General features: G+C 41.6%; 21 protein-coding genes. 10 read left to right on the forward strand and 11 right to left on the reverse strand.

The genetic code is table 11. From position 1 onward, the window contains the following. Positions 1-4 precede the first annotated feature (4 nt). From BUB99_RS13250 to BUB99_RS13295, 10 genes are all read left to right on the forward strand, one after another. Positions 5-1,219, forward strand: coding sequence for a GTP-binding protein (locus BUB99_RS13250; protein WP_073123553.1), 1,215 nt, complete (start codon positions 5-7; stop codon positions 1,217-1,219). Positions 1,220-1,378: 159 nt separating this feature from the next. Continuing rightward, positions 1,379-2,353, forward strand: coding sequence for a CobW family GTP-binding protein (locus BUB99_RS13255; RefSeq protein WP_073123027.1), 975 nt, complete (start codon positions 1,379-1,381; stop codon positions 2,351-2,353). A gap of 177 nt (positions 2,354-2,530) precedes the next feature. Further along, positions 2,531-3,046, forward strand: coding sequence for a TlpA family protein disulfide reductase (locus BUB99_RS13260; RefSeq protein WP_073123029.1), 516 nt, complete (start codon positions 2,531-2,533; stop codon positions 3,044-3,046). Next, a complete protein-coding gene (locus BUB99_RS13265; protein ID WP_073123031.1) occupies positions 3,039-4,547 on the forward strand; it encodes a DUF6029 family protein in 1,509 nt (502 codons plus the stop codon). The genes BUB99_RS13260 and BUB99_RS13265 overlap by 8 nt, the downstream gene beginning before the upstream one ends. A gap of 13 nt (positions 4,548-4,560) precedes the next feature. Further along, positions 4,561-5,382, forward strand: a complete 822-nt coding sequence (locus tag BUB99_RS13270) for a T9SS type A sorting domain-containing protein (RefSeq protein ID WP_170863805.1) — start codon at positions 4,561-4,563, stop codon at positions 5,380-5,382. 245 nt (positions 5,383-5,627) lie between these two features. Beyond that, entirely contained in the window at positions 5,628-6,596 is a 969-nt protein-coding gene (gene trpS, locus BUB99_RS13275) for a tryptophan--tRNA ligase (RefSeq protein ID WP_073123035.1), read from the forward strand. A 12-nt stretch (positions 6,597-6,608) separates the two neighbouring features. Continuing rightward, the gene (locus tag BUB99_RS13280) at positions 6,609-8,339 is read left to right on the forward strand and encodes a phospho-sugar mutase (RefSeq protein WP_170863806.1); all 1,731 of its coding nucleotides are present in this window, start codon (positions 6,609-6,611) and stop codon (positions 8,337-8,339) included. A 238-nt stretch (positions 8,340-8,577) separates the two neighbouring features. Further along, positions 8,578-9,549 carry a calcium/sodium antiporter gene (locus BUB99_RS13285; RefSeq protein WP_073123039.1) on the forward strand — a complete coding sequence of 324 codons (972 nt, stop codon included), beginning with the start codon at positions 8,578-8,580 and terminating at the stop codon, positions 9,547-9,549. A gap of 112 nt (positions 9,550-9,661) precedes the next feature. Continuing rightward, positions 9,662-10,243 (forward strand): RNA polymerase sigma factor, encoded by a 582-nt coding sequence (locus tag BUB99_RS13290; RefSeq protein ID WP_084190550.1) that lies wholly within the window; start codon positions 9,662-9,664, stop codon positions 10,241-10,243. 12 nt (positions 10,244-10,255) lie between these two features. Further along, positions 10,256-11,152, forward strand: coding sequence for a hypothetical protein (locus BUB99_RS13295; RefSeq protein ID WP_073123041.1), 897 nt, complete (start codon positions 10,256-10,258; stop codon positions 11,150-11,152). On the opposite strand, the gene trmB is transcribed toward BUB99_RS13295, so the two are convergent. From trmB to BUB99_RS13355, 11 genes are all read right to left on the reverse strand, one after another. Continuing rightward, the gene (trmB, locus tag BUB99_RS13300) at positions 11,149-11,811 is read right to left on the reverse strand and encodes a tRNA (guanosine(46)-N7)-methyltransferase TrmB (RefSeq protein WP_073123043.1); all 663 of its coding nucleotides are present in this window, start codon (positions 11,809-11,811) and stop codon (positions 11,149-11,151) included. The two genes, BUB99_RS13295 and trmB, sit on opposite strands and share 4 nt — an antisense overlap. A gap of 1 nt (position 11,812) precedes the next feature. Beyond that, positions 11,813-13,096, reverse strand: a complete 1,284-nt coding sequence (locus BUB99_RS13305) for a bifunctional folylpolyglutamate synthase/dihydrofolate synthase (RefSeq protein ID WP_073123045.1) — start codon at positions 13,094-13,096, stop codon at positions 11,813-11,815. A gap of 4 nt (positions 13,097-13,100) precedes the next feature. Continuing rightward, a complete protein-coding gene (locus BUB99_RS13310) occupies positions 13,101-13,916 on the reverse strand; it encodes a hypothetical protein (RefSeq protein ID WP_073123047.1) in 816 nt (271 codons plus the stop codon). 1 nt (position 13,917) lies between these two features. Then, a complete protein-coding gene (locus BUB99_RS13315; RefSeq protein WP_073123050.1) occupies positions 13,918-14,307 on the reverse strand; it encodes an ExbD/TolR family protein in 390 nt (129 codons plus the stop codon). 5 nt (positions 14,308-14,312) lie between these two features. After that, positions 14,313-15,014, reverse strand: coding sequence for a MotA/TolQ/ExbB proton channel family protein (locus BUB99_RS13320; protein WP_245816842.1), 702 nt, complete (start codon positions 15,012-15,014; stop codon positions 14,313-14,315). Positions 15,015-15,083: 69 nt separating this feature from the next. Beyond that, positions 15,084-16,349 carry an SPOR domain-containing protein gene (locus BUB99_RS13325; protein ID WP_073123052.1) on the reverse strand — a complete coding sequence of 422 codons (1,266 nt, stop codon included), beginning with the start codon at positions 16,347-16,349 and terminating at the stop codon, positions 15,084-15,086. A 786-nt stretch (positions 16,350-17,135) separates the two neighbouring features. Continuing rightward, positions 17,136-17,996 (reverse strand): DUF4249 domain-containing protein, encoded by an 861-nt coding sequence (locus BUB99_RS13335; RefSeq protein WP_073123057.1) that lies wholly within the window; start codon positions 17,994-17,996, stop codon positions 17,136-17,138. After that, positions 17,996-20,587 (reverse strand): TonB-dependent receptor, encoded by a 2,592-nt coding sequence (locus BUB99_RS13340; RefSeq protein ID WP_084190551.1) that lies wholly within the window; start codon positions 20,585-20,587, stop codon positions 17,996-17,998. Before BUB99_RS13340 ends, BUB99_RS13335 begins: the two co-directional genes overlap by 1 nt. Before the next feature lie 174 nt (positions 20,588-20,761). Beyond that, complete coding sequence (locus BUB99_RS13345; protein WP_073123059.1) at positions 20,762-21,721, reverse strand: FecR family protein; 960 nt, start codon at positions 21,719-21,721, stop codon at positions 20,762-20,764. Positions 21,722-21,787: 66 nt separating this feature from the next. Further along, positions 21,788-22,372: an RNA polymerase sigma-70 factor gene (locus BUB99_RS13350; RefSeq protein ID WP_073123061.1), complete on the reverse strand. Its 585-nt coding sequence runs from the start codon at positions 22,370-22,372 to the stop codon at positions 21,788-21,790. A 47-nt stretch (positions 22,373-22,419) separates the two neighbouring features. Further along, positions 22,420-23,556: an ABC transporter permease gene (locus tag BUB99_RS13355; RefSeq protein ID WP_245816845.1), complete on the reverse strand. Its 1,137-nt coding sequence runs from the start codon at positions 23,554-23,556 to the stop codon at positions 22,420-22,422. Positions 23,557-23,598 lie beyond the last annotated feature (42 nt).

Raw genomic sequence — 23,598 nt, forward strand, 5'->3', positions numbered from 1 at the left:
TTTCATGACCAAAACAAGAAAGCTACCCGTCACTGTGTTGAGCGGTTTTTTGGGTGCTGGCAAAACGACGTTGCTCAACCACCTACTCAACAACCGTCAAGGGCTCAAAGTGGCTGTGATCGTCAATGACATGAGCGAAATCAATATCGACGAGAAGCTCATTGCCAATGGGACCCAACTCTCACGAACGGATGAAAAACTCGTAGAGATGAGCAACGGTTGCATCTGCTGTACCCTGAGAGAAGACCTGATGGTAGAGGTCGAAAAACTGGCGAAGATGAAGAAGTTTGACTACCTACTGGTGGAGAGCACGGGCATATCCGAGCCGATTCCGGTAGCTCAGACCTTTTCGTTTGCGACGGGCGATGAACTGTATGATCTCACGCAGTTTAGCCGCCTGGATATGATGGTGACTGTCGTCGATGCGTTCAACTTCTTCACAGACTTTGGCAGTGCCGATACCTTGCTGGCTCGTGACATGACCGACGATGCGCAGGACGATCGGTCGATTGTCAATTTGCTGACGGATCAGGTGGAGTTTGCCAACGTCATCGTGCTGAACAAAACCGACCTGGTGGATGACACACAACTGGGTATGCTGGAGCGGTTGTTGATTAAGCTCAACCCCACGGCGCAAATAATCAGGGCGCACGAAGGAAAAGTCGACCCCAAGCGAATACTCAACACACGGCTATTTGACTATGCAGAGGCTGAGCAGTCGGCAGGTTGGCAAAAGGAACTGGAGTTGGCGCAGAAAGGCATCGGTCACAGCCCCGAAACAGAGGCATATGGGATTGGCTCCTTTGTCTATAGCAATGCGCGCCCGTTTCATCCCGAGCGCTTTTTGGACTATGTGAGCCAGCGATTTCCGACAAGTATCGTTCGTAGCAAAGGCATCTTCTGGATCGCCTCCAGGGCCGATCATGCCATCCTATGGAGTCAGGCGGGCGGTTCTCTGAAGGCCGAGATCTATGGACGCTGGTGGGTGAGTGTGCCCCTGAGTCAGCGCGCAGTGAGTCAGGCTTACATGGACAACCAGGAGCACATCCAAGCCAAATGGGACAAACGCTGGGGCGATCGATTGAACGAACTGGTATTCATCGGTCAGGACATGGATGAGGCAGCCATTCGATCCGAATTGGACAACTGCCTGTTGACCGAGTCCGAACAAGCAGCTTGGGAGGACGGTTGGGATTTTGACGACTCATGGCCCATCTAATGGACGCAACTCCTATACAAACCTATGCAACCTTAGGCAAGAGACTCGCGGCTTGTCTCTCAGCTATGCATGTAGTAAAGGAGAACAAATGCAAGGTCAATCTTGGTCTGAAGACTACAACCTAAACCTTAGAATCACACGAAGTTTTGTAGTTTAGATATGAATAGAATACCCGTACACCTCATCACAGGCTTCCTCGGCAGTGGTAAAACGACTTTCCTCAATCGCTTCATCAAGGAGCGACTGCCCGAAAGAATACTCGTCATAGAGAACGAATGTGGCCAAACCAATGTCGACGGTGCTTTGGTGATGGACGGTGTGGAAGAAATCATAGAGCTGAGTGCGGGCTGCCTGTGCTGCTCGCTCTCCGATGGTTTGCTCGACATACTCTATGAGGCCAGCAAAAGGAAAGAGCAGTATGATCGATTGGTGATTGAAACCACCGGTATCGCTGACCCTAGTTCGATCATTCAGGTGTTTTTGCAAGATCCACGCGTCGAAAAAGTATTTGACCTACAGCAAGTCATCTGCCTCGCTGATGCGAGTCAACTGCAATCCTGGCTCGATGAGGCGGAAGAAGCCCTGCGGCAAATCGCCCTGGCAGACAGTGTGCTCATCAATAAAACAGACAAGGTATCGGACAGCACCCGATCAGAGGTGGAATCGATCGTCCGAGGGATCAACCCCCATGCGCGGGTCTTCGCGGGCCACAACGGCAACTTTCCCATTGATGAGATTTTGGATACAGGGACTACCAAACCCAAGACCGTTGAGTCTCCACAGGTGTCGTCCCACCATCATCACCAGCATGAAGTGCAACAACACAACAGCCACAAGATCACGACCTTTACCCTAACCTTCCCCTACCCTCTGGATCTCAACAACCTCTCGTTGGAACTCAACCGGATCGTCAACCTGTACCACGACCAAGTCTATCGTGTCAAAGGGTATATCGCCATTCCCAACTACCCCAACCGCGTCATTCTACAATCTGCCAGAAGTACGTTTGTCGCAACGGACGGGAGCCCTTGGGAGTCAAGCATTGAGCGCACGGGCAAACTGGTGTTTATTGGTAGGGACCTGAACAAGCAGGTTTTTGAGAGGATGTTTAACAGATACATGGTTACTGACTAGTCAGGAAATTATAGAGACAGCGCCACTTGGTGCTTGATATATAGTCATTGAAGGAGTCACTATATACAAATAGTATTTTAATCCCTATAAAGGAACCAATTCATAGATAGTCATGTTGTAGTTGAGATTGTCATAACTTAGTGATGATTATGATTGTACTACCTCCAACGATTGACTATGAAAAAACACTACACGCAAAAGGCACTGATGTGTCTGATTTTGGTAACCTCCCTCCTGACGCTATCGCAGCATAGCACAGCTCAGTCTACGCTTCGAATAGAACTCAAAGAAATCAATGGGGAGTATTATACCCTAGACGACCTGAAAGGCAGTGAACTGACTGTTGTAGATTTTTGGGCTACTTGGTGCAAACCCTGTGTCAAATCCATCCCCAAGCTAGTAGAACTATCGCATCAGTATGAGAAGGAAGAAGTAGCCTTCGTCGGGATCAACGTCGACAGTCCCCGAAATCTGGCCAAGGTCCGACCCTTTTCCAAATCCCTCAAAATAGACTATCCTGTACTGCTAGATACCGATCAGGCACTTTACAATGAACTACTGGTATCTGTCCTTCCTACGGTGTTGATCCTTGATAGTGAAGGGAAAGTACTCTTTACTCATGAGGGCTATACGCATGGTGATGAGGAGTACTTAAAAAAGAAAATCAACGAACTGCTGGAAGAGAATGAATAGGTTTTTACTCATCCTGCTGTTGATCATCACTACATTAGGAACAGGACACGCGCAAGGGACACTGCGCGGCTCCAACCTCATGGAGTATCAGCTAGGCAATATCCCTGAGCTCACACCACGCTACCAAAGCTCACTATTTGATCAACTTGATCTATCCTACCGATACAAGTCCTTTGGGTTAGATGCACGTGTAGAGCAGTACTATCCTTCTTTTGGTGACGACATCAGCTATACCCGTGTTAGTCAGTTCAAATTCCAGTATCGAGCAGAAATGATAGACATACAGGTCGGCAACCTCTACGAGTCATTTGGTAGAGGACTACTCCTTCGCACCTATGAAATACCTGGATCGATCTGGGAGACGCGCGGTTATCGCGTGCGCTATGGCTTCTACCGGGATCTACTCGGAGCAGCTGTCAAGTTCAACTACAAAAACGCCGAACTCAAACTAATCCGTGGCGAAGTACTCGATGTGACACTCCCCCCTACAGTCTCTGATGACACCAACCGACGACCTGATCTCGTAGAGGGGGCTGAAGCGAGTTATCGTTTAGGAAGTCAAAAAGTAGGGCTTATCTATATGCGACATCACACGGAGAGTCAAAGTATCGTAGGGTCTGACCCAGCCCAATTGCTATCGGCATACTATGACGGAGTACTATTCGAAAACTTCTCCCTCTATGGTGAGCTAGCCAAGTCGCTCAACGATAATACGGACCTCACAGACTTCTCCGACCAAGCCGCTTATGCTGGCTATGTGGGGCTCAGTTTCTACTTTGGTAATCTCGGAGCTAGTTTGGAATACAAAAACTATCATAACTTCTCACTCGGAGCAGGTATCAATGATCCTCCCACGTTGGTCAAAGAACACAGCTACCGACTGCTCAATCGCAGCACACATATCCCTGTACTGACCGATGAGAGTGGCTACCAAGTAGAACTCTATTACAGCTTTGAAGATGGCAGTATTTTGACATTCAACACGTCAAGAGCATCTAATGAGATCAGCGAAACGATACAACCGGTCTTCAAGGAGTACTTTCTCGAATACCAGTTTTACCCGATTGAAAAGCTATCGATCAAGGCCTTTGCAGACTATGCTGAGGATCCTTTCCGAGGCGAACCTCATCGCTATGCTGGTGGTAGTTATATAGACTGGGATCACCCCAAACTAACATCCTCGATAGAGTTCGAGTACCAACAGATCGAGCGGGATGCTGACCCAGCCCACAATTACTACATCGCCTATACCCTCGCTAAACCATCCAAATTCAGTGCGTCGGTGGTATTGGAACTAACGACTGATCCTTTTTTGTTGGTAGAGCCTAGTGACGACTTCAATGCTTACCCTGCATTCATAGGGACCTATCGCCCCAATACCAAAAATACCATTACACTATTTGCTGGCAAGCGCCGTGGTGGACCTGCCTGCAACTCAGGTGTATGCTATGATGTACTCAGTTTTGAGGGCGTAGAACTCAGACTAAATACAAGATTCTAAAATGACAAACGATATGAAAACTCCCAAACGCCTTATCCTCATCCTTTGCCTACTCCTCAGCAACCTAGTGACTCACGCACAAAGTGTCGGAGACAAAGCACCTGACTTCACCTTAGACAAGTTGAATGGAGGATCTTTCAAATTATCTCAGCAGTCTGACAAAGTTGTTTTCATCTTCTTCTTTGGCAGTGCATGCCCTCATTGTCTAGCCAATGGACCCAATACCCAGTCTGGCATCTATGAAGTATACAAAGACAACCCCGATTTTGTAGCTGTGGGCTTGGACACTTGGGACAGAAATAGTGCGACAGTTACTAATTTCAAAGAGCAAACTAAAATTGAGTACGAGTTATGTCTAAATGCGAGTTCAGTCCAAGCCAGTTATTCTACCACCTACGATCGTATCGTGATCGTAGACAAAGAAGGCATCATTCGATACAAGGCCTCTGCCAATGCGACCACCGAAATAGTTAAAGCGGCCAGTGATGTGATTGCGACCTATCTATCCGCTGGAAACGGTGGTGGTGGAGGTGATGGAGACGATGGAGACGGCGGCATGGTACTGTCCACTATCGAACCCAACACTACCGACCTATTGCTCTACCCAGTCCCTGCACACGACTACCTCACGATCGAAAGTGATAAAGTAGTGGATAGATCTGCTAGTGTCAAGCTATATGACATCACAGGCAAGTATGTCAAGACACACGGATTCCTAAAAAGCATAGAAGGACAGCTCACAATAAACGTCTCTGATCAGCCTACTGGTCTCAACATCCTCGAAATCACTTTCGAGGATCAAAGTACCATTAGAAGAATGTTTATCAAGGAGTAAAAATCTAAACCTGCCATTTATTATTGACATCTAATTGACTCGTTATTATTTCCGATTTTGTTTTCGTGCTTTTCAGTAACTAGTACTCACTTGTGTCAGTTACTGAAAAGTACGATTTAATTAATTGCACTCAGGATTTTTTTCAAACCGTTTTTTTGCTTGGCTTTATTCCATTTATTTTACAGTCACTTTATAAAGCAATAATTCATTTTAATCAAGCGGTCTTATTATCAGACCAAAACTAGATGGCAAGAGTATTAACGGGAATTCAAAGCTCAGGAAAACCACACCTGGGCAATATTTTAGGAGCCATATTACCGGCAATCCAACTTACAGAAAAAGAAAATCAAGAGTCACTGTTGTTCATAGCGGATCTGCACTCCATGACCACTATCAAGGATGCTGAGATACGAAAAGAAAACACCCGAGCGGTGGCAGCTACTTGGCTGGCATTTGGTCTAGATACAAGTAAATCGATATTTTACCGTCAATCAAAAATCCCTGAAGTGTGTGAACTCACATGGTACCTGAGTTGCCTGACTCCCTACCCGATGCTAGCCAATGCGCATTCGTTCAAGGACAAATCGGACAAACTTTCTGATGTCAATGCAGGACTATTTACCTACCCGGTATTGATGGCGTCTGACATTCTCATTTATGACGCGGAACTCGTCCCCGTAGGAAAGGACCAAAGACAACATCTCGAAATGACACGAGATATTGCTAGTGCGTTCAACCATCAGTATGGAGAAAATTTCCTCCTACCAGAGTCGAAAATTGATGATAACCTCATGACCATACCGGGTACGGATGGACAGAAGATGAGTAAATCCTATGGCAACACCATAGATATATTCCTGCCCAAAAAGCAGCTCAAGAAGAACATCATGTCTATCGTTACTGATAGCCTTCCACTAGAAGCACCAAAAGACCCAGATACCTGCAACGTGTTTGCGATCTATAAAATCATCGCTACTAATGAACAAACAGCCGCACTACGAGAAAAATATCTAGCTGGCAATTACGGATACGGCCATGCCAAAACAGAACTACTCGAACTAATACTGGACAAGTATCAGCATGAAAGAGAACGTTTCGACTACTATATGGAGAACGAGGCGGAACTAGAGCAAAAGCTAGAAGAAGGAGAAAACAAAGCGAGAGCAATCGCCTCAGAAGTACTACAAAGAACCAAGAAAATAATCGGATTTTAGTCCCTAATAAAGATGGAAGCATACATACAAGAATCAATCGACAAGTGGTTAAACAGTAACATCGACGAAACTGACAAGCAAGCGATCAAGGAAATGATCGCTTCTGGTAACGAGACCGAGCTAATCGACTCCTTCTACAAGGAACTAGAATTCGGTACGGGTGGACTCAGAGGCATCATGGGACTAGGCAGCAACCGCATGAACAAATATACCATAGGTGTAGCCACACAAGGATTAGCCAACTACCTCAAAAAAGAATTTAGTGGGCAAGACATCTCTGTCGCTATTGCACACGATAGCCGAAACAATAGCTCTTTCTTTGCTAAAACTACTGCTGGAGTATTCTCTGCCAATGGCATCAAAGTCTACCTTTTCGATGCATTGAGACCTACGCCTGAGCTTTCCTTCGCGATCCGTGAGTTAGGATGCAAAAGTGGTGTAGTGTTAACTGCCTCACACAACCCTAAGGAATACAACGGTTATAAGGCTTACTGGGACGATGGTGCGCAAATGATCGCTCCACATGACACAAACGTAATCGATGAAGTAAGAAAAATCACCAGTTTCGACGCAGTAAAATTTGATGAGAACCCAGCACTCATCGAGAGTATTGGTAAAGATTTAGACAACAAATATCTTGAGATGCTAGCTGGACTCAGCTTGTCTCCAGATTCTATCAAAAATCAATCAGATTTATCGATCGTGTTTTCTCCTATTCACGGTACAGGGATCACGCTAGTACCTTCTATTTTGGAAAAACTAGGATTCACCAATGTGAACGTCGTAGAAGAGCAGGCCGAACCTAACGGTAACTTCCCGACAGTTGTCTATCCTAATCCTGAGGAACAAGAAGCCATGAGCATGGCACTCCAGAAAGCCAAAAACATAGATGCAGATCTAGTCATGGCTACAGACCCTGATGCTGACAGAGTAGGTATCGCAGTAAAAAACCATGAAGGAGCATTCGAACTCCTCAATGGAAACCAAACAGGAGCGCTATTGATCTACTATCTCTGTACCAAATGGAAGGAAAACAATAAACTAGATGGTGATCAGTTCATTGTCAAAACCATCGTAACGACAGAACTCATCAAAGATATCGCTACACACTTCAACATCGAGAGTCATGATACCCTTACTGGATTCAAATTCATCGCAGGGTTGATCAAAGAGTTCGAGGGCAAGAAAAAGTTCATCGGAGGTGGTGAAGAGAGCTACGGTTACCTCATCGGTGATAGTGTCCGTGACAAGGATGCGGTAGCCTCATGTGCTATGCTAGCAGAAATGGCAGCATGGGCTAAGGACAATGGTAAAACTGTCATGCAGCTCCTAGAGGAGATCTACAGCCAATTCGGTATGTACTGGGAATCTTTGTCTTCTTTGACAAAAAAGGGCAAAGCAGGTGCTGAAGAAATACAGCAAATGATGACCGATGCAAGAATCAACACGCCTAGCCGTTTGGGTGGTTCTCCAGTAGTCTCGTTACTAGACTATCAATCTGGTGAAGCAACTGATCTTCAAAATGGAACTAAGACTAAAATGGATTTTCCTAAATCTAATGTACTTCAGTTCGTCACCGAAGATGGCAGTAAAGTTTCTCTCAGACCATCAGGAACAGAACCAAAAATCAAGTTCTATTTTAGTGTCAAATCACCTGCGGGTAGCAATGCTACGATAGCCTCACAAAAAACAGAGCTAAACCAAAAAATTAATCAGATCAAAAGTGAACTAGGGATTTCATAACCCCAGTTCACTTTTAAGATTCAAAGAATAAATATTGTTTTAATAGAACAATAGACTACTCTATTAAATGGATTTGAATTTATACCAGATTAATTTGTATTATAACAACAAATAAAACAGGTCGAATTTGAGTCATTCTAAAAAGCCTCAATATTTCATAAAATTACCTGTAAGTATTACAAGTTCTCTTTATATTTCAATTCTATAAGGTGAACCATCCAACACTAAATAATACTAAATGGTCTTAGAGTCAATACTAATAGTTGTCGGTTTTGTAATGCTTATCAAAGGAGCCGATTTCTTAGTTAATGGGGCTTCCTCCCTAGCGAAAAGATACAATGTCTCAGACATTGCAATTGGACTCACAGTAGTAGCTATGGGTACGTCTGCTCCTGAGCTTGTTGTCAATTTGATCTCAGGGTCTAATGGGCATAATGATGTAGTATTTGGCAACATCATTGGGTCTAATATTTTCAACATGTTTTTGATACTAGGTATCTCTAGTGTGATATACCCTCTCACTGTTCAAAAAAATGCACTATGGAAAGAAGTACCCTACTCACTGATAGCCACTATTGTTTTGTTTATACTGGTCAATGACCAATTGATTTTTGGTAGTGCTAGCAATTCAGCGAGTGTATGGGATGGTGCAATTCTATTGGTCATGTTTGTAGGGTTCTTGTATTATGTATTTCAAAACATGACGAGAACAGATGATTCGGCAGGAGATTTAGATGAAATCGAAATGTACGGCAGCCTCAAGACTGCATTAATGATCATCTTTGGAATAGCAGGTTTAGCCTTTGGTGGTCAATTGATTGTTGACAATTCCATTGTTATTGCACATCATTTTGATATTAGTGAAAAGGTCATCGGGCTCACGATACTGGCAGCAGGTACCTCCCTACCTGAATTAGCGACAACTGCAGTAGCAGCGTTTCATAAAAAATCAGATTTAGCTGTTGGAAACATTGTAGGCTCTAACATCTTCAATATTTTGCTCGTGTTAGGAGCTACTGCCCTATTCAATGGTCCACTCGCTTTTGATATAGATTTAAATCTAGATTTATACATCATCATGATTGGTACATTTATGTTATTCCTATTCATGTTCACCCTTCAGAAGTACAAACTTGATAGAGCAGAAGGTGCATTGTACCTTCTTGGTTTTGTCGCGTATATAGTCTTTTTGTATTTTAACAGACTATAAACTCACTCCCTTAACGTTGCTTAACATCTTTTAACTCCTCCTTAACAGTAGGTTCTGTGTATGCTATATAGTTTGCAATGTAATTTTTACATACCAAGCAACTATACACACTTTGGAAGCATTACAATATCAGAACAATAACCATAAATATTCCAATCAATTGGAAGAGGGAGAATTAGTAAAGAAGTGTAAAGACCATGACGCATCCGCTCAAAAGGAACTTTATGACAAATACATGGATCAAATGTATCGAATAAGCTTGCGCTATTTAGCTAACGAAGCAGAAGCAGAAGATGCCGTTACTGAAGGATTCTTGAAGATTTTTTCAAAAGTAGGTTCTTTTGAATATAGAGGAAAAGGCAGCCTAACTGGTTGGATGAAAAGAATCATTGTCAATGAGTCTTTGATGGTTTTGAGAAAGAGAAAGCATCTACTCGTTGATATCCATGAGACGGATCATAAACTAAAATCCATTGATGGAGTAGAAAGTAATCTTCAAGAAGAGGATATTATCAATGAAATCAAAAAACTACCTAAAGGATATCGAACTGTTTTTAACCTCTACGCCATTGAAGGTTTTAGTCACCGAGAAATTGGAGAAAAGTTAGGAATCAGTGAAAACACTTCTAAATCTCAACTCAGTAAAGCCAGAGCATCATTGGCTAAATCATTAGTCAAAATAGGTGCCGTATAATCTGATATAAAAATGAAGAGCAACAAAGAAAACAAGAGCATTAATATTATAGACAGAGTCTGTCAAAATGCAAGTCAAGTTGCTGACCGCGTTAACGTGGACATCTCTAAGAAGAAAAGACTGTGGGATAATATATCTCAACGTCTTTCAGATTTGGACAAACGTGTACTCACATGGTTTCTCGCCATGACAACCTCCTTTTCATTACTAATAGCCGGAGGAGTAGAGTTGTGGAAAAATACACCTGAGGTCATACCAACCCAAAGAGAACTAACATTGCAGGTTAAAACAATAGATACATCTGAGCCGATTGAATCATTCGAACACGCACTTACTTCTGAGCTAAAAGCCAAAAAGCAGCCTAGTAGTATTAACTCACTAATCCCTACAACAACTATATTAAAAGGAACAGAAATAATCCAAACCAAACAACCAGAAATTCCTAAAGAAAGCCATAAGGCACTTCAAAACATCAAACCGCAAATCTACCTCGGTACAACACTGAGTACAGTAGGGCTAACTCCAGAGCTCGGTATAGATGTTCCAGTTTACACCAAATCAACTGGCAAGCATACGCATAGTATCAAGACAGGTATATCGGCACAGTTTCTACTATTTGGTCAAAGAAAAGCAACAGAAGGTGAGCAGCAAGTCAACAACACCGCCATACCATCCGTATTTGCCAATCTGCTGTATGAGATTAAAGACAATTCCAAAAACTCGACTTGGAGTGCACGTATTGGCTATCGACTTAACAACAATAATGATACAAGTATCTACTCTAACCACACGATGAAGGCTTCATTGCACAAAAGCATCAATAACCACATCAAGATTGGTCCAGAAGTTATCTTCACCAACAATTTCAGAAAGGTCTATCCAGGAATAGGACTAGTTGTAAGCAGTTAAGCAAACTGAAACTTCATATATTTAATATCCTCCCCTTTATCATAGAAGAGTTGTTCGTATTTTGTCTTTACACCGAAGTGTTCGTCCATATATTCTGAGTCGTAGAGTTTGTGTGTAGAAGACATATTTTTCACTTTAAGTTGCCCCGTTTCAATGAGTTCTAAGGTATAATCAAACAAAAAAGTGCTATCCGTTTTGAATTTAACCCAACCATCTTCAGCAAGAAGCTTACGATACATCTCCATAAAACGCGGTGAGGTTAGTCTTCTTTTCTCATCTTTGTCTTTTGGTCTAGGATCAGGAAATGTAATCCACAACTCTGAAATTTCATTCTCACCGAAGTGGTCCACAATCTGCTCGATTTTGGTTCGCAAGAAAGCAACATTATCCAATTGATTCTCAACCGCATAATTACTACCTACCCAGATACGTGCTCCTTTGATATCCACACCTACGAAATTCCTATCTGGAAATTTCTCTCCTAACCCAGTGGTATATTCTCCTCTACCACACCCGAGTTCTACGACCAGCGGCTTCTCATTCTTAAAATGATAATCTCTCCACTTACCTACAAGCTGACCAAAGCAAGCTTTGCCATTTTCTACAACGTTGTAGCGGACAGCATTGTCCTCAAACCTTTCTAACTTCTTACGCCCCAATTTATATATCTTTTATTTCTGCCACTACAAATGTACTCCCTCCTACAAAGACCCAATCTTCCTTGTGCACATTGGCCAAAGCTGCTTCATAGGCAGCCGACACTGTATCATGAGTAGTGTAGTTTAGTTTATGCTCATCCCCTAATCTAGCCAACTCGTTTACAGATAAAGCCCTCGGGATATCAGCTGCGCAAAAGTAGTACGAAGCATCCTTTAATAATAATCGAAAAATGCTTTCGATAGATTTATCACCAGCCATTCCCCAGACCACATGCAATTTCGCTCCCTGTCGTTGAGTATCTAGTCGGCTCATCAGCTCACGAACGGCTTCTTCATTATGACCTATATCGGCTACTACAGTTGGAGAAACACGTAATTTCTGCCACCGTCCTTTCAGTCCGGTATGACTGACCACCTGTCTGATTCCATCGACAGCTTGTTGATCGCTGATAGCAAAACCACGCGTACGCAACTGCGATACGCCCTCCAGTATCAGCGGAACATTTTTCAACAAAGAATACCCTCCTAATTCTGAAGTGAATTCTATACTTTTTTTGGTATCTCTGTTGACCACTCTGATGTGATGGTCAGCTAAAACTAAAGTTTCATACCACTCACTAGGACAAAAGACAGGGGCTTTTTTTTGTTTTGCCACAGCGGCCACCTCTTCCTTTGCTTCTGATGCCAAGTCTCCTATAATAACAGGTATAGATTCTTTTATAATCCCTGCCTTTTCTCTAGCGATATTTGCTAATCCAGTACCTAGTATATCTTCATGATCCAAACCTATAGAAGTAATTACTGATAATTCTGGAAGAATGATATTTGTAGAATCTAAGCGTCCTCCAAGCCCCGTTTCTATCACGGCTATATCCACTTTCTCTTTCGAAAAATACTCAAACGCCATAATCACAGTCATCTCAAAAAATGAGGGTTTCACCTCTACCATGAGATTCTTACAACGTTCCACAAAGTCAACAACGAATTCTTTACTCACCAACTGACCATTGACACGTATCCTTTCTCGGAAACTCTTTAGGTGAGGAGAAGTGTACAGCCCAACCCTGTAGCCTGCCTCCTGTAGTACAGAAGCAAACATGTGAGCAGTAGATCCTTTCCCATTAGTTCCTGCAATGTGTACGGATTTAAAATCATGTTGAGGATTAGACAGTGCTTCTGCTAACACTATAGTATTGGTCAGATCCTTTTTCATGGCAGCCTTACCTATTCGCTGAAAGATAGGCAACTGCTCATAAAGGAAGTCCAACGACTCCTGGTAGTCCATGATATTACTTGGATTGAATAATAAAGGTAATACGACCTGTCGAAGTAGAGGCACTATTTCGGTTATCAGCTGTCTTGCTAAAAGTCAATTCCATCACAGCATCTCTATAAATACGCTCTACCACAGGTGATACGGTCTTTTCGATGGTTCTAATCGCTACGATCTCACCTTCGTCATCGACTTTGATTTCAAACACAATGTAGCCCTCCTCAGTAGAGTTGTCATCTGGTTCTGGTCTAAAATCCCAAGCCCAACCACTCAGATCTAGACTAGCACCTTTATTACCGCTTCCTCCTCCTGCATCAGATTTTTTGAATATCGCTCGATCATCAATCTTTGGTTTAGATACGACCTTCTTAGCCTCTTCTTTCTTTTCGGATGTTTCTTCTTTCTGTTCGGCTTCAGCCTTAACCACTTCCTTCTTCTCGACTTTCTTCTCCTCTACCTTTTTTTCTACTATATCGGGACTATTAATATCTTCCGTTTCAGCAGTCTCTTCGGTAGGCTCATTGGTCTCTTCGACTTCTGGCTCTACAGGCTCTTCATTAGAAGCTGCATCACTTGCTTCACTCGTCTCCTCAGCCTCTTCCGCCTCCTGAACTTCCTCTACCTCATCGATCTGTTCTGCTTGCACAGGTACATCAGATTCAGAATCACTGATTATTTCATTTCCTAGGTTAAATTCAATGCCATACTCAGGAATCGGTGGATCAGGTTCTCTCCAGGCCAATACAAAGAAGAATATCAGCAACAACGCAGTATGTATCCCTACACTGACGTAAACACCCGTTATCCTATTTTTCTTTTCTCTGAGATTCATATTAATCTGGCTTAGTTGCCAAAGATATTTTCGCCTCCAATTTAGTTGCTATGCTGGCCACATTAACCAAATGTTCCACAGGAACAGACTTGTCACAGTGAAGTACAACTACACCTTCTTTGTCCTTCAACTCTACTTTAAGTGCTTGCTCAAGATTATTCAAAGACACCTGCTTATCATTTACAAAATACTGTAAATCAGGCGTAACCGTTACGCTAATCTTTTGCATTACGATATTCGAACTCTTACTTGTCGGTAGGTTCACTGGCAATCCTGATGGCGTAATAAACGATGAGGTCAACATAAAAAATATCAACAACAGAAATATCACGTCAGTCATAGAAGACATAGCAAAAGACGCATCCACCTTATGTTTACTCTTTATATCCATGGATATTATTTTTGCGGTTCTTGCAATAGATCGATAAAGTTGATGGAGGTATACTCCATCTTATGAATCAATTTAGCTACTTTGGTAATCAAGAAGTTATAGGCGATATAGCTTATAATCCCTACAAACAAGCCAGCCGCTGTTGTAATCATGGCCTCATAGATACCACTAGACAATAACTTAGGGCTCACCGCCCCTTCTTCTTGTGCGATTGACATAAAAGCCTGAATCATCCCTGTAACCGTTCCTAGAAAACCAATCATGGGTGCAGCACCAGAGATCGTCGCTAGCAACGTCAAGTTCTTTTCTAATTTATAGACCTCTATTTTACCTACATTTTCGATCGATGCTTCTATACTTTTTAGTGGGTTACCTATTCGAGACAGCCCTTTCTCCAACATTTTAGCGATAGGAGTAGTCTCACGAGCACAGAGTTGCTGTGCTTCTGATACTTTTCCACTCACGACCATTTGTTTCACCTCATCCATCAGACTCTCAGGAGTTTGATCTGCGGCTTTGATTGTCATCAATCGTTCAACCAAAATATACGTTCCTACCAAAGACAATAGTACAATGGGGAGAATCATATACCCGCCTTTGAACAACAAATCTAAAACGGACACATCGGCAGCTACAGCAGCTGCCGCAGCTTCTTCTACAGGAACATCCTGCAATAGCGTAACTAAAACCATACTAAGTGTATTCATAAAATGGATTTAAACAAAAAAAAGGCCAAAACTGACCTTTCTTATTTTTAATGCTAATTAATTATATTTTTAATATTTCAAAGCCCATACTTGATCTCCATACTCGCTTTTAAAGCTTCCGAGTTGACTAGCTGCATCACCATATGTTGAGTAATCTGCTACAGACACTCTAAATCGTTTAGCATTACCAAACGGTGAAATCACCTTCACTCCTTTACCTTCAGCGCTCAACTCTTTAGCATAATCCATTGCCAAATCATCGTCGATAAAACTAGCAATAACAATATAGGACACGCCTGTTCTTTCTGTGACTCTCACGATTTCACCAGCAGGCGCAGATGCAGCCTCTAATTCTGGTTTAGCAGACACAGATTCCAGCTCCTCTGTCGCAGGCTCTGGAGTAGCCTCTACTACCACTGGTTCTTCCTTCTTAACCTTTGGTTTCGTAATTGGTTTTTCTACCTTAGCTACTTTCTTTTCGGTTCCTTCAGGGCCTCCTGACAACCAAAGCATTCCCGCAGCAATAACGGCAATAACCACTACGCCAATTACTATTATTTTAGTAAAACCTCCAGAGGATTCATTATAGGTATATGCTTTATAATTTTCTGGTAATTTTTTATCAGACTCTACAGACGAATCATCATCTGAGTCGTCATCAACTCCAAATGACACATTGTCTGAGTCAAATAGTGAATCATCACTATCAGAAGAGAACAAAGAATCACTATCTGTATCATCTTCGATAGAAAAATTAGAATCGTCATCATCATCAGCCATACCCAGTGCTGCTAAATCATCTGGACTATCAATACTGGCAAACAAATCATCACTAGACATCACATCCTCTTCTCCTGTAGTATCAGCCTCAAATAATGAAGTATCAATTGGATCACTATCAAACATCGAATCGCTCTGCGTATCGTCACTTCCTCCACCAATAAGGTCGTCATAATTGACGCTACTACCAAAATCAGTACTCAAGGAATCGTCCTCCTCATCGTCTCCCAACCTATCAGAAATCAACTGTGCACTATCTAGTACATCTTCAACTTCTTCTATACCCTCATCCAAAACGGACTCAGATGAACCAGATGAAAGATCTATCTCATCTAACACACTCATATCTATATCGTCGGAACTCCCAGACAGCGGAGAGTCTGAAACAGGGTTAGACTCTTCGAAAGACAATTCTTCTTCATCGTCATCTCCAGATAAGTCCAATTCTTGCAATTCATCGAACTCTAAATCAGGTAATCCAAAATCATCATCAGAAAGGTCGTTTGATGCTTTCTTTTCCTCTTCTGAACCCTCGTTTAGCTTGTCTTCGGCCATAGTCAATCTTATTGTTGATACTGTAAAATATTCTTAATTCAATTCTTGCCAGTAAATGTAGAGAATTAATTTGACTTTACAACTTAAACCTAAGCCTTGTAAAATACAATAATATTACTTGCTAATATTGCACAATCATGTGGGACAAAAATTTTACCTCCCCTATCATTATTAACATTTTTCATGCATATGAAACCTAAAAATCTATCGCGCCGAGTGAACCTATATATTGTTATCCTCCTATTTTCTACGCTAGTTTGGAGCTGTACAACTAGCCAAACTACTGAGCAGACTTGGATCAAAAAGGAATCATGGAAGAATGAACTTACTCAGTGTACTGGCTACAGATCAGAGTTGACAAATCAACTGGATTCACTCACTACTCATCTCAAAACTTTGAGAGAGAGCGAGGTAACCGATATGATGGGGATGCCAGATCAAACACTCTTATATGAACGAGGACAAAAATTCTTTGAATATCAAGTTAACTGTACCACTGACAAAAAGACAAACAAATTTCTAAGACTAAGGTTCAATGCCTTGGGGTATGTTAATGAAGTATTATTAATTGAAAGATAAACTAATCATGCATTGATGCCTGCGCTCCTACATTTGCATCAACCCTATCGTCATTAACCTTTTTTAAAACCAATATCCCGATGAGGATAAACATGACGAGAACAAATTTTCTATTTTTCATAGTGTTAGTTTATGCTAGCAAAGGTGTAGTATTTTTCAGATTAGAAAAATGGGGGAAATTCCAAATATTCTTCTTAGGAAGAATACCTAATTGATCCACTGTATCTCTCTAACCAATGTAACATCAGATACGCCAAAATAGCCAAAAACCACACTATTTGGATCACTGATACTCCTAACATTCCCTATTACTTGATTAGGTTTTGCGTTCGGGCCGATCGAATTTTGGTCGGTTTGGTTTTTGATCGCTACTAAATACTGGTACGCACGGCTAGTCAAAGAATACTGCTCAACACTCACTGAGTCTCCTTTTTTGAAGACGACATTCTTTGCGTCTACCCTGAACTTGTTTCCATCCGTAAATAAATCATCAAAAAGCACTATCTCAGATGGATGATTTCTCAGTTCACCGTTGACATAAATCTTCCACCTATAGTAATTGGCAACATCGGGTTCGTCATTGATAAGTGCCGAGACATAATAGTTATCTTGTTCATCTTCAACCACGAAACGTTGCGGATCAACAATAAAACTCACGAACGAAGTGTCAATGGATGGAACAGCCTGCATATTTTCACTGTAAGACACTAGTGTGTCTCCATCAGTAATCAAAAACAATTGATAAGAAGCTCCTACAACTGTAGCAAAATCATTTGTATCAGTGATGTATATTCCAGTATTCTCTACCTCTGTAAAAGTGTATTTGTTCCCTCGATCCGAGTACACATATACCCCCACTTGACTAATAGGTTCATAGTTTTCGGTGCTTGCGTAACTATTGCTCCAGTTCAATTTAATTTCTTGATTAGTGTGGTCATGTCTAATCCAACCATAAATCACTCTCCTTGGTTCACCAGAAGGTAAATCCACCTTAACCTCTTCTAAGCAGGAGGTACTCAGCACTCCAGAGGTAGCCAGTAAGAGTAAAATAACAACTCTAGTATTCATTAAAATCTAAAATTATAGGTTACGGATGGGACTGGAAATGCTAAGACGGATAATTGATTAACCGTAGGTCGACCTGGTATATCAGGATCTTCGGAAAAGAAATATGCTTGAGCATTATCTCTACTATATACGTTGTATATAGAAAAAACCAGCTCGGATTCAAACATTCTCTTTTCACCATTCTTCTTCATGGGTTTGATTTGATAGGTTGCGGAGACATCTAACCTATGATAATTACTCAAACGATCCTGATTTCTACTCGGATAGTTTGGAACTAACACGCCATCCACTTCATACTTTGAGTCAGGAAAAGAATATGGCCTCCCTGTATAAAATACAAAATTAGTAGAAAAGCTCCATCTCTGCTCGGTCTCGTATACCAACGATAAGGCAAAATCATGTGACCGGTCAAAATCAGATGCAAAAAAATTCCCGTTGTTAATTTCTAAACTCTCATTACTGTTATCAAACTTGCGTTCTACTCGTGAAAGCGTATACCCAGCCCAACCTGTCCACTTCCCCAGCGACTTCTTTACAAAAAACTCAAGACCATAAGCCCTTTCAATACCATAAATTAATTCGGTCTCCACGGACTCGTTAAACTGTAAATTAGCACCATTTTTATAATCAATCACATCATTTAAATCTCTATAATATGCTTCCACAGAAGCATTCATATCCCATTGAGGAAAAAACTTGTACACGCCTACCGTACTTTGATTCATAGTCGTCGGAAGAACATTCAGCCCTGCCATCACCCAATTATCAGATGAAGAAGGGGAAGTTGTATTGGAAAGTTGGTGCATGTACTGAACAGAACTACTATAACTAACCTTAGCAGACGAATTCGCTCCCAATGAAAATTTCAACGAAACACGTGGCAACCAGTTATAAAAATTCATCTTATTCTCATCACTACCTGCTTTCAACGTATCTACAATAGTGGTTTGGGACAGTGGCTCCCCTTCTTCATAGACATAAACATCTGATTGACCATCATTGATGAAGTGCGAAAAACGCAACCCCAAGGAAACAGTTAGTTTACTACCTATTCGGTTTTCAGTTGATGCGTACACTGAGGATTCGAAACTAGTCTCATCAGGTAATGAAATTTCATTACCTGATGTATCGAGTTCTCCTTTGATAACTTCTCCTGGTAACAATCTATGATGAATACTGGAAATTCCCCAGTCCATAATAAAACCAGGACCGTAATAACTGGTAATATCCGCTTTCACCGCTAAATCATTGATCGAGTATCTACCTTCCAAATCCCGAAACTCTTCTTCTTCCTTCAAACTATATCTGTACCCACTATAATAGGATGTCACATTTATAAAATGTTTGTTTCTCATGATATGGTTCCATCGTAGAGAAAGCAATGAGTTCCCCCACTGCTGCAAAGCATCCGTCCCATACTTGGTAGCATCACTGCCCCAATATCCAGACATAAACAGTTTATTCTTAGCGTTAATGTTGTATTTAACTTTTCCGTTTAGGTCTTGAAAATTTGCACGGATATCATTGAATCTGGGGTCGCTGAGGTTTCGCAATAATAGATCCCAAAATGTCGCTCTACCTGATACGAGAAAGCTCCCCTTCTGATTGAACATCGGCCCTTCTGCCATCAACCGACTGGTGAGCAATCCTAGTCCTCCGGACACTTCAAACTCTTTCTCGTTCCCCTCACGCTGGCGCACATGCATTACTGATGACGTTCTTCCTCCATACTTGGCCGGAAAATCGCCTTTGAGTATCTCTACATCATTAACAGCATCTGGATTAAAAACAGAGATTAGACCAAAGAAATGGTTGGGGTTGTACAACACCGCTTCGTCCATCAAAACTAAGTTTTGATCCGAAGTTCCTCCACGTACATTAACTCCAGAGACGCCTTCACCAATATTGGTAATACCAGGCAGTAATAGAGACCCCTGAAAAACATCCACCTCTCCTAGATACGGAATATGTTTTGCCATCTCCATATCGATGCGGTTAGTACTAGACAAAATAGTATGCGCTTTGATTTCCATAGGGTTTAGCTCATCGATAGTCAATTCATCTAACTGAATAGGCTTAGGAACCAACTCAATATTAGATTTAATATTCTTTCGAAGATCTACCTCTATCATCATAGGCTCATACCCTAGATAACTCACCGAAATATGGTACACACCGCTGGGTACAGTAAAAGCATAAAAACCATAAGCATTAGCAGAAACACCAGATGCTAATTCCTGAATATACAACGAGGCTCCTATTAGCACCTCTCCTGTATCCGCATCTTTGACCCTACCACTGATGGTATATTTGTACTCTAAATCTGGACGTTCGTAATAAGTCAACAAAACTTGCCCCCCTATTACCTCATAGGTAAGGTTATCGTTTCTACATATTTTATCCAGGATGTGCTCAATGGTATAGGGCTTAACATCAAAGGTGATCACTTTGTGCAAAGGCACGATATTATCATGATAAGCTAAGGGTATGTCATGGGATGGGAGTATTTTTTCCAACAACACTCGCACACTGTATCGACGCTTTTTGAGGGTAATCTCTTGAGATAGAATATCCGACTGAGCCGATACCATAGGGCACAGTGTCAATAGCAAAATAATTAAAACGTATGCTTTTCGCGTCGAGATACTCAATCTATCATATTACAAGGTGACTTAAAGCCAAATTTATAACATAGATTAAGATTGAATCAATAAAGAATCAATAAAGAATCTGAAGCGTTCAAATATTGTCCTAGAACGGACGGATTAGCAACTCGGACCGCTCAGAACGACGACTTTCTCGTCATCAGAGACATTAGTAATATTAGCTATCACTTTAAGTACCTCTAGTATTTCAGACATGGTCTTCCCTTCAAATTTAGAAGTGATCAGACAACTATCAATCCCTGATTGTAGCTGAATCTCAACACCATAATGCTTGGTCAGCACCTGCGCTACTTCACGCAGTGGTGTACTTTGAAAATTCAACTCACCTAATCTCCATACAAGTGTTTTAGTGTCTATGTGCTCAAAAGACTCCAATTTAGCATCAACGATCGTCGCACTATTATTCTTCTCTAAAACAACCTTATCATTCGATTTCCTTCCTTTAAAAGAGACGCTACCAGACAAGACATTGACTTGACTATAAGTTTGTTTAGCGATCAAATCAAAAGAAGTACCTAATACCTCCGTCACTGAAGATCTGCCAATAATTTTGAAAGGATGATCCTCGTCACGCTTCACTTCAAAGAAGGCCTGTCCATCCAGATACACCTTTCTTTCACTACCGTCAAAGGCTTCAGGATACTTTAGCGTAGAGTTTTCATTGAGTGTAATGCTCGTACTGTCACTTAGGATCACACTGAGAACCTCTCCTTCCCTAGTATTAACGGCCACCAAGTCAGGACTAGAAAAGTAAGAAATCGAAAAGAATACAAGACCTACGGTCACAGCTATAGCTGCGGCAATTTTATAAAAGACATTACCAGAATTAAGCGCAATGGAATGCTTCGCTATCTTCTTCTCTACTTTTAGCCAAGCCATCTCCACATTAGGGCAGAAACTACTTGTATCCAGCTCCGACAGCTCATACAACTTACGATGCTGAGCCAATAGTTTAGCGTTCTGTTCCGATGCATTCGCCCAGTTCTTTATTTCCTGACGCTCATCTTCGGACAGTTTCCCGCTGAGATAACCTTGAATTTTTTCTTCTAAATTTTGCATTCCAGTATTTCTTTCAATTATAGGTCAACAAGAATGTAAGCTCCCCCTATTCAAGGCTCGTGTTTTTTACAGAAATTGAATTAAAATCAAAACCATGATTTTGTCCCATATCGGATTGAGTTGTTCACGCAGTTTACGAAGGGCATGACCTATCTGATTTTCGACAGTTTTGACTGATAAATCGAGTTCTTCCGCAATCTCTTTATAGGTCATCCCAGCATTTCTACTCAAGTTGAATATAGTCTGGCATTTAGGAGGTAGTGTATCAATAGCTTGCTGAACGTAGACCCTAAGTTCATCCATGACCCAGGCCTCCTCTCTATTCTCTGCTACGTCACTGAGGTCTACCACGCCTTCCACATCTACCTTACGTAGTTCTTTAGGCATCTGTAACTTCAGGTAATTGAAGGATCGGTTACGTACTGCAGTATATAGATATGCCTTGACCGAAGTATTGACAGACAGCGTATGACGCCTCTCCCATATATTGATAAATACCTCTTGTACGAGCTCCTCTGCGGCAAATTCATCTCGGACATACTTGAGGCAAAAACGAGACAACTCTGTATAGTAGTTACGAAACACCTGCTCGAATGCTGCACGATCATCATTGCCTATTTTGGCCAGTATATCTTCTTCTGTTAATTGCACTTAGATACTATCGTATGATTTATGTTTTAGTTTCCTTTTCGATGAAATTAATCAAATTTCAAAGCGGTCACTGGTTTTACCCGAGTAATCACGGCTAAAGGTATTCTCAAAGCCAACAACACGACGAAGAATGTCAATACATTCAGTAGCAACAACGCTTTGAAATCCCAAAATATCGGCACAAAATGCATGTAATAACTCACAGGGTCTAATGGGATCAAATGAAACTGATCTTGCAAAAAGGCCAACAAAAGCGCGATAGCATTGCCAAGTGACATTCCTTTGATAACCAGAAGCATCCCATTGTACATGAATATCTTCTTGATCTGTCGCTTACCAGCACCTAGTGCTTGAAAAACACCTATCATGTACGTTCTTTCCATAATTAAAATCAATAAAATCGAGATCATATTGAAACAAGCAACAATCAAAATCAATATCAGAAAAACCGATACGTTTTGATTCAGAAGATCAAGCCAATCGAAAATCTGGGCATACTTATCACGAACTTTATCTACATATAGATGTGCATCCACATTTTCAAAAAGGGTGTTTTCGGCTATTTCCAAATCATAACCATCCTTAACAAAAACTTCGACCCCTCCCACCAAAGTATCCGGCCAATTGTTTAGACGTTGAACCATACCTATGTCCCCCAGAACCATAGTCTTATCGATCTCCTCTAAACCAGTCTCATACAGCCCTACGATCTGTACCCTCCTAAATTTCGGTGGATTCTGGACGAAATAGATCGTCGCATCATCCCCTACTTCTAGTTTGAGTTTTCTAGCGATTCGCGCACTCAGTACTACCTCTTTGGAGTATTCAGAATCAGAATAAGCTATAAATCGACCTTCTGTCATATTCTCCTGAAAGCGCAGCGTATCAAAATCACGACTTACTCCTCTCAGTAGAACCCCCTCTACCTCTTCCTCCGTGCGAAGCATGCCTGCTTTATGGGCAAACGACTGTATATGATCAATAAATTCATACTGTTCTAAATCATTGAAAAAGTGAGCTCCAGTACTGATGTGATGATCTCCCAGCGCACTACCTAGCGTATATTTCGTAATCTCCAGATGCCCTTTGAAATTGTATATTTTATCTTTGACAGTCTGTTGAAAGCCTCCCAAAATAAAATAAGCTAATATCATAGCCGATAGTCCCAGAGCAATGCTAACCACGGCCAATTTGGAGATAATTTTGGTAAAAGATGAGTGAACATC

The sequence above is a fragment of the Reichenbachiella agariperforans genome (assembly GCF_900142205.1).
Lineage (GTDB): Bacteria > Bacteroidota > Bacteroidia > Cytophagales > Cyclobacteriaceae > Reichenbachiella > Reichenbachiella agariperforans.

Bases quoted from the DNA above. Each gene is read 5' to 3' on its own strand.
- BUB99_RS13250 (WP_073123553.1), top strand. From the start codon at position 5: ATGACCAAAACAAGAAAGCTACCCGTCACTGTGTTGAGCGGTTTTTTG.
- BUB99_RS13255 (WP_073123027.1), top strand. From the start codon at position 1,379: ATGAATAGAATACCCGTACACCTCATCACAGGCTTCCTCGGCAGTGGT.
- BUB99_RS13260 (WP_073123029.1), top strand. From the start codon at position 2,531: ATGAAAAAACACTACACGCAAAAGGCACTGATGTGTCTGATTTTGGTA.
- BUB99_RS13265 (WP_073123031.1), top strand. From the start codon at position 3,039: ATGAATAGGTTTTTACTCATCCTGCTGTTGATCATCACTACATTAGGA.
- BUB99_RS13270 (WP_170863805.1), top strand. From the start codon at position 4,561: ATGAAAACTCCCAAACGCCTTATCCTCATCCTTTGCCTACTCCTCAGC.
- trpS (WP_073123035.1), top strand. From the start codon at position 5,628: ATGGCAAGAGTATTAACGGGAATTCAAAGCTCAGGAAAACCACACCTG.
- BUB99_RS13280 (WP_170863806.1), top strand. From the start codon at position 6,609: ATGGAAGCATACATACAAGAATCAATCGACAAGTGGTTAAACAGTAAC.
- BUB99_RS13285 (WP_073123039.1), top strand. From the start codon at position 8,578: ATGGTCTTAGAGTCAATACTAATAGTTGTCGGTTTTGTAATGCTTATC.
- BUB99_RS13295 (WP_073123041.1), top strand. From the start codon at position 10,256: ATGAAGAGCAACAAAGAAAACAAGAGCATTAATATTATAGACAGAGTC.
- BUB99_RS13305 (WP_073123045.1), bottom strand. From the start codon at position 13,096: ATGGACTACCAGGAGTCGTTGGACTTCCTTTATGAGCAGTTGCCTATC.
- BUB99_RS13310 (WP_073123047.1), bottom strand. From the start codon at position 13,916: ATGAATCTCAGAGAAAAGAAAAATAGGATAACGGGTGTTTACGTCAGT.
- BUB99_RS13315 (WP_073123050.1), bottom strand. From the start codon at position 14,307: ATGGATATAAAGAGTAAACATAAGGTGGATGCGTCTTTTGCTATGTCT.
- BUB99_RS13320 (WP_245816842.1), bottom strand. From the start codon at position 15,014: ATGAATACACTTAGTATGGTTTTAGTTACGCTATTGCAGGATGTTCCT.
- BUB99_RS13325 (WP_073123052.1), bottom strand. From the start codon at position 16,349: ATGGCCGAAGACAAGCTAAACGAGGGTTCAGAAGAGGAAAAGAAAGCA.
- BUB99_RS13335 (WP_073123057.1), bottom strand. From the start codon at position 17,996: ATGAATACTAGAGTTGTTATTTTACTCTTACTGGCTACCTCTGGAGTG.
- BUB99_RS13340 (WP_084190551.1), bottom strand. From the start codon at position 20,587: ATGGTATCGGCTCAGTCGGATATTCTATCTCAAGAGATTACCCTCAAA.
- BUB99_RS13345 (WP_073123059.1), bottom strand. From the start codon at position 21,721: ATGCAAAATTTAGAAGAAAAAATTCAAGGTTATCTCAGCGGGAAACTG.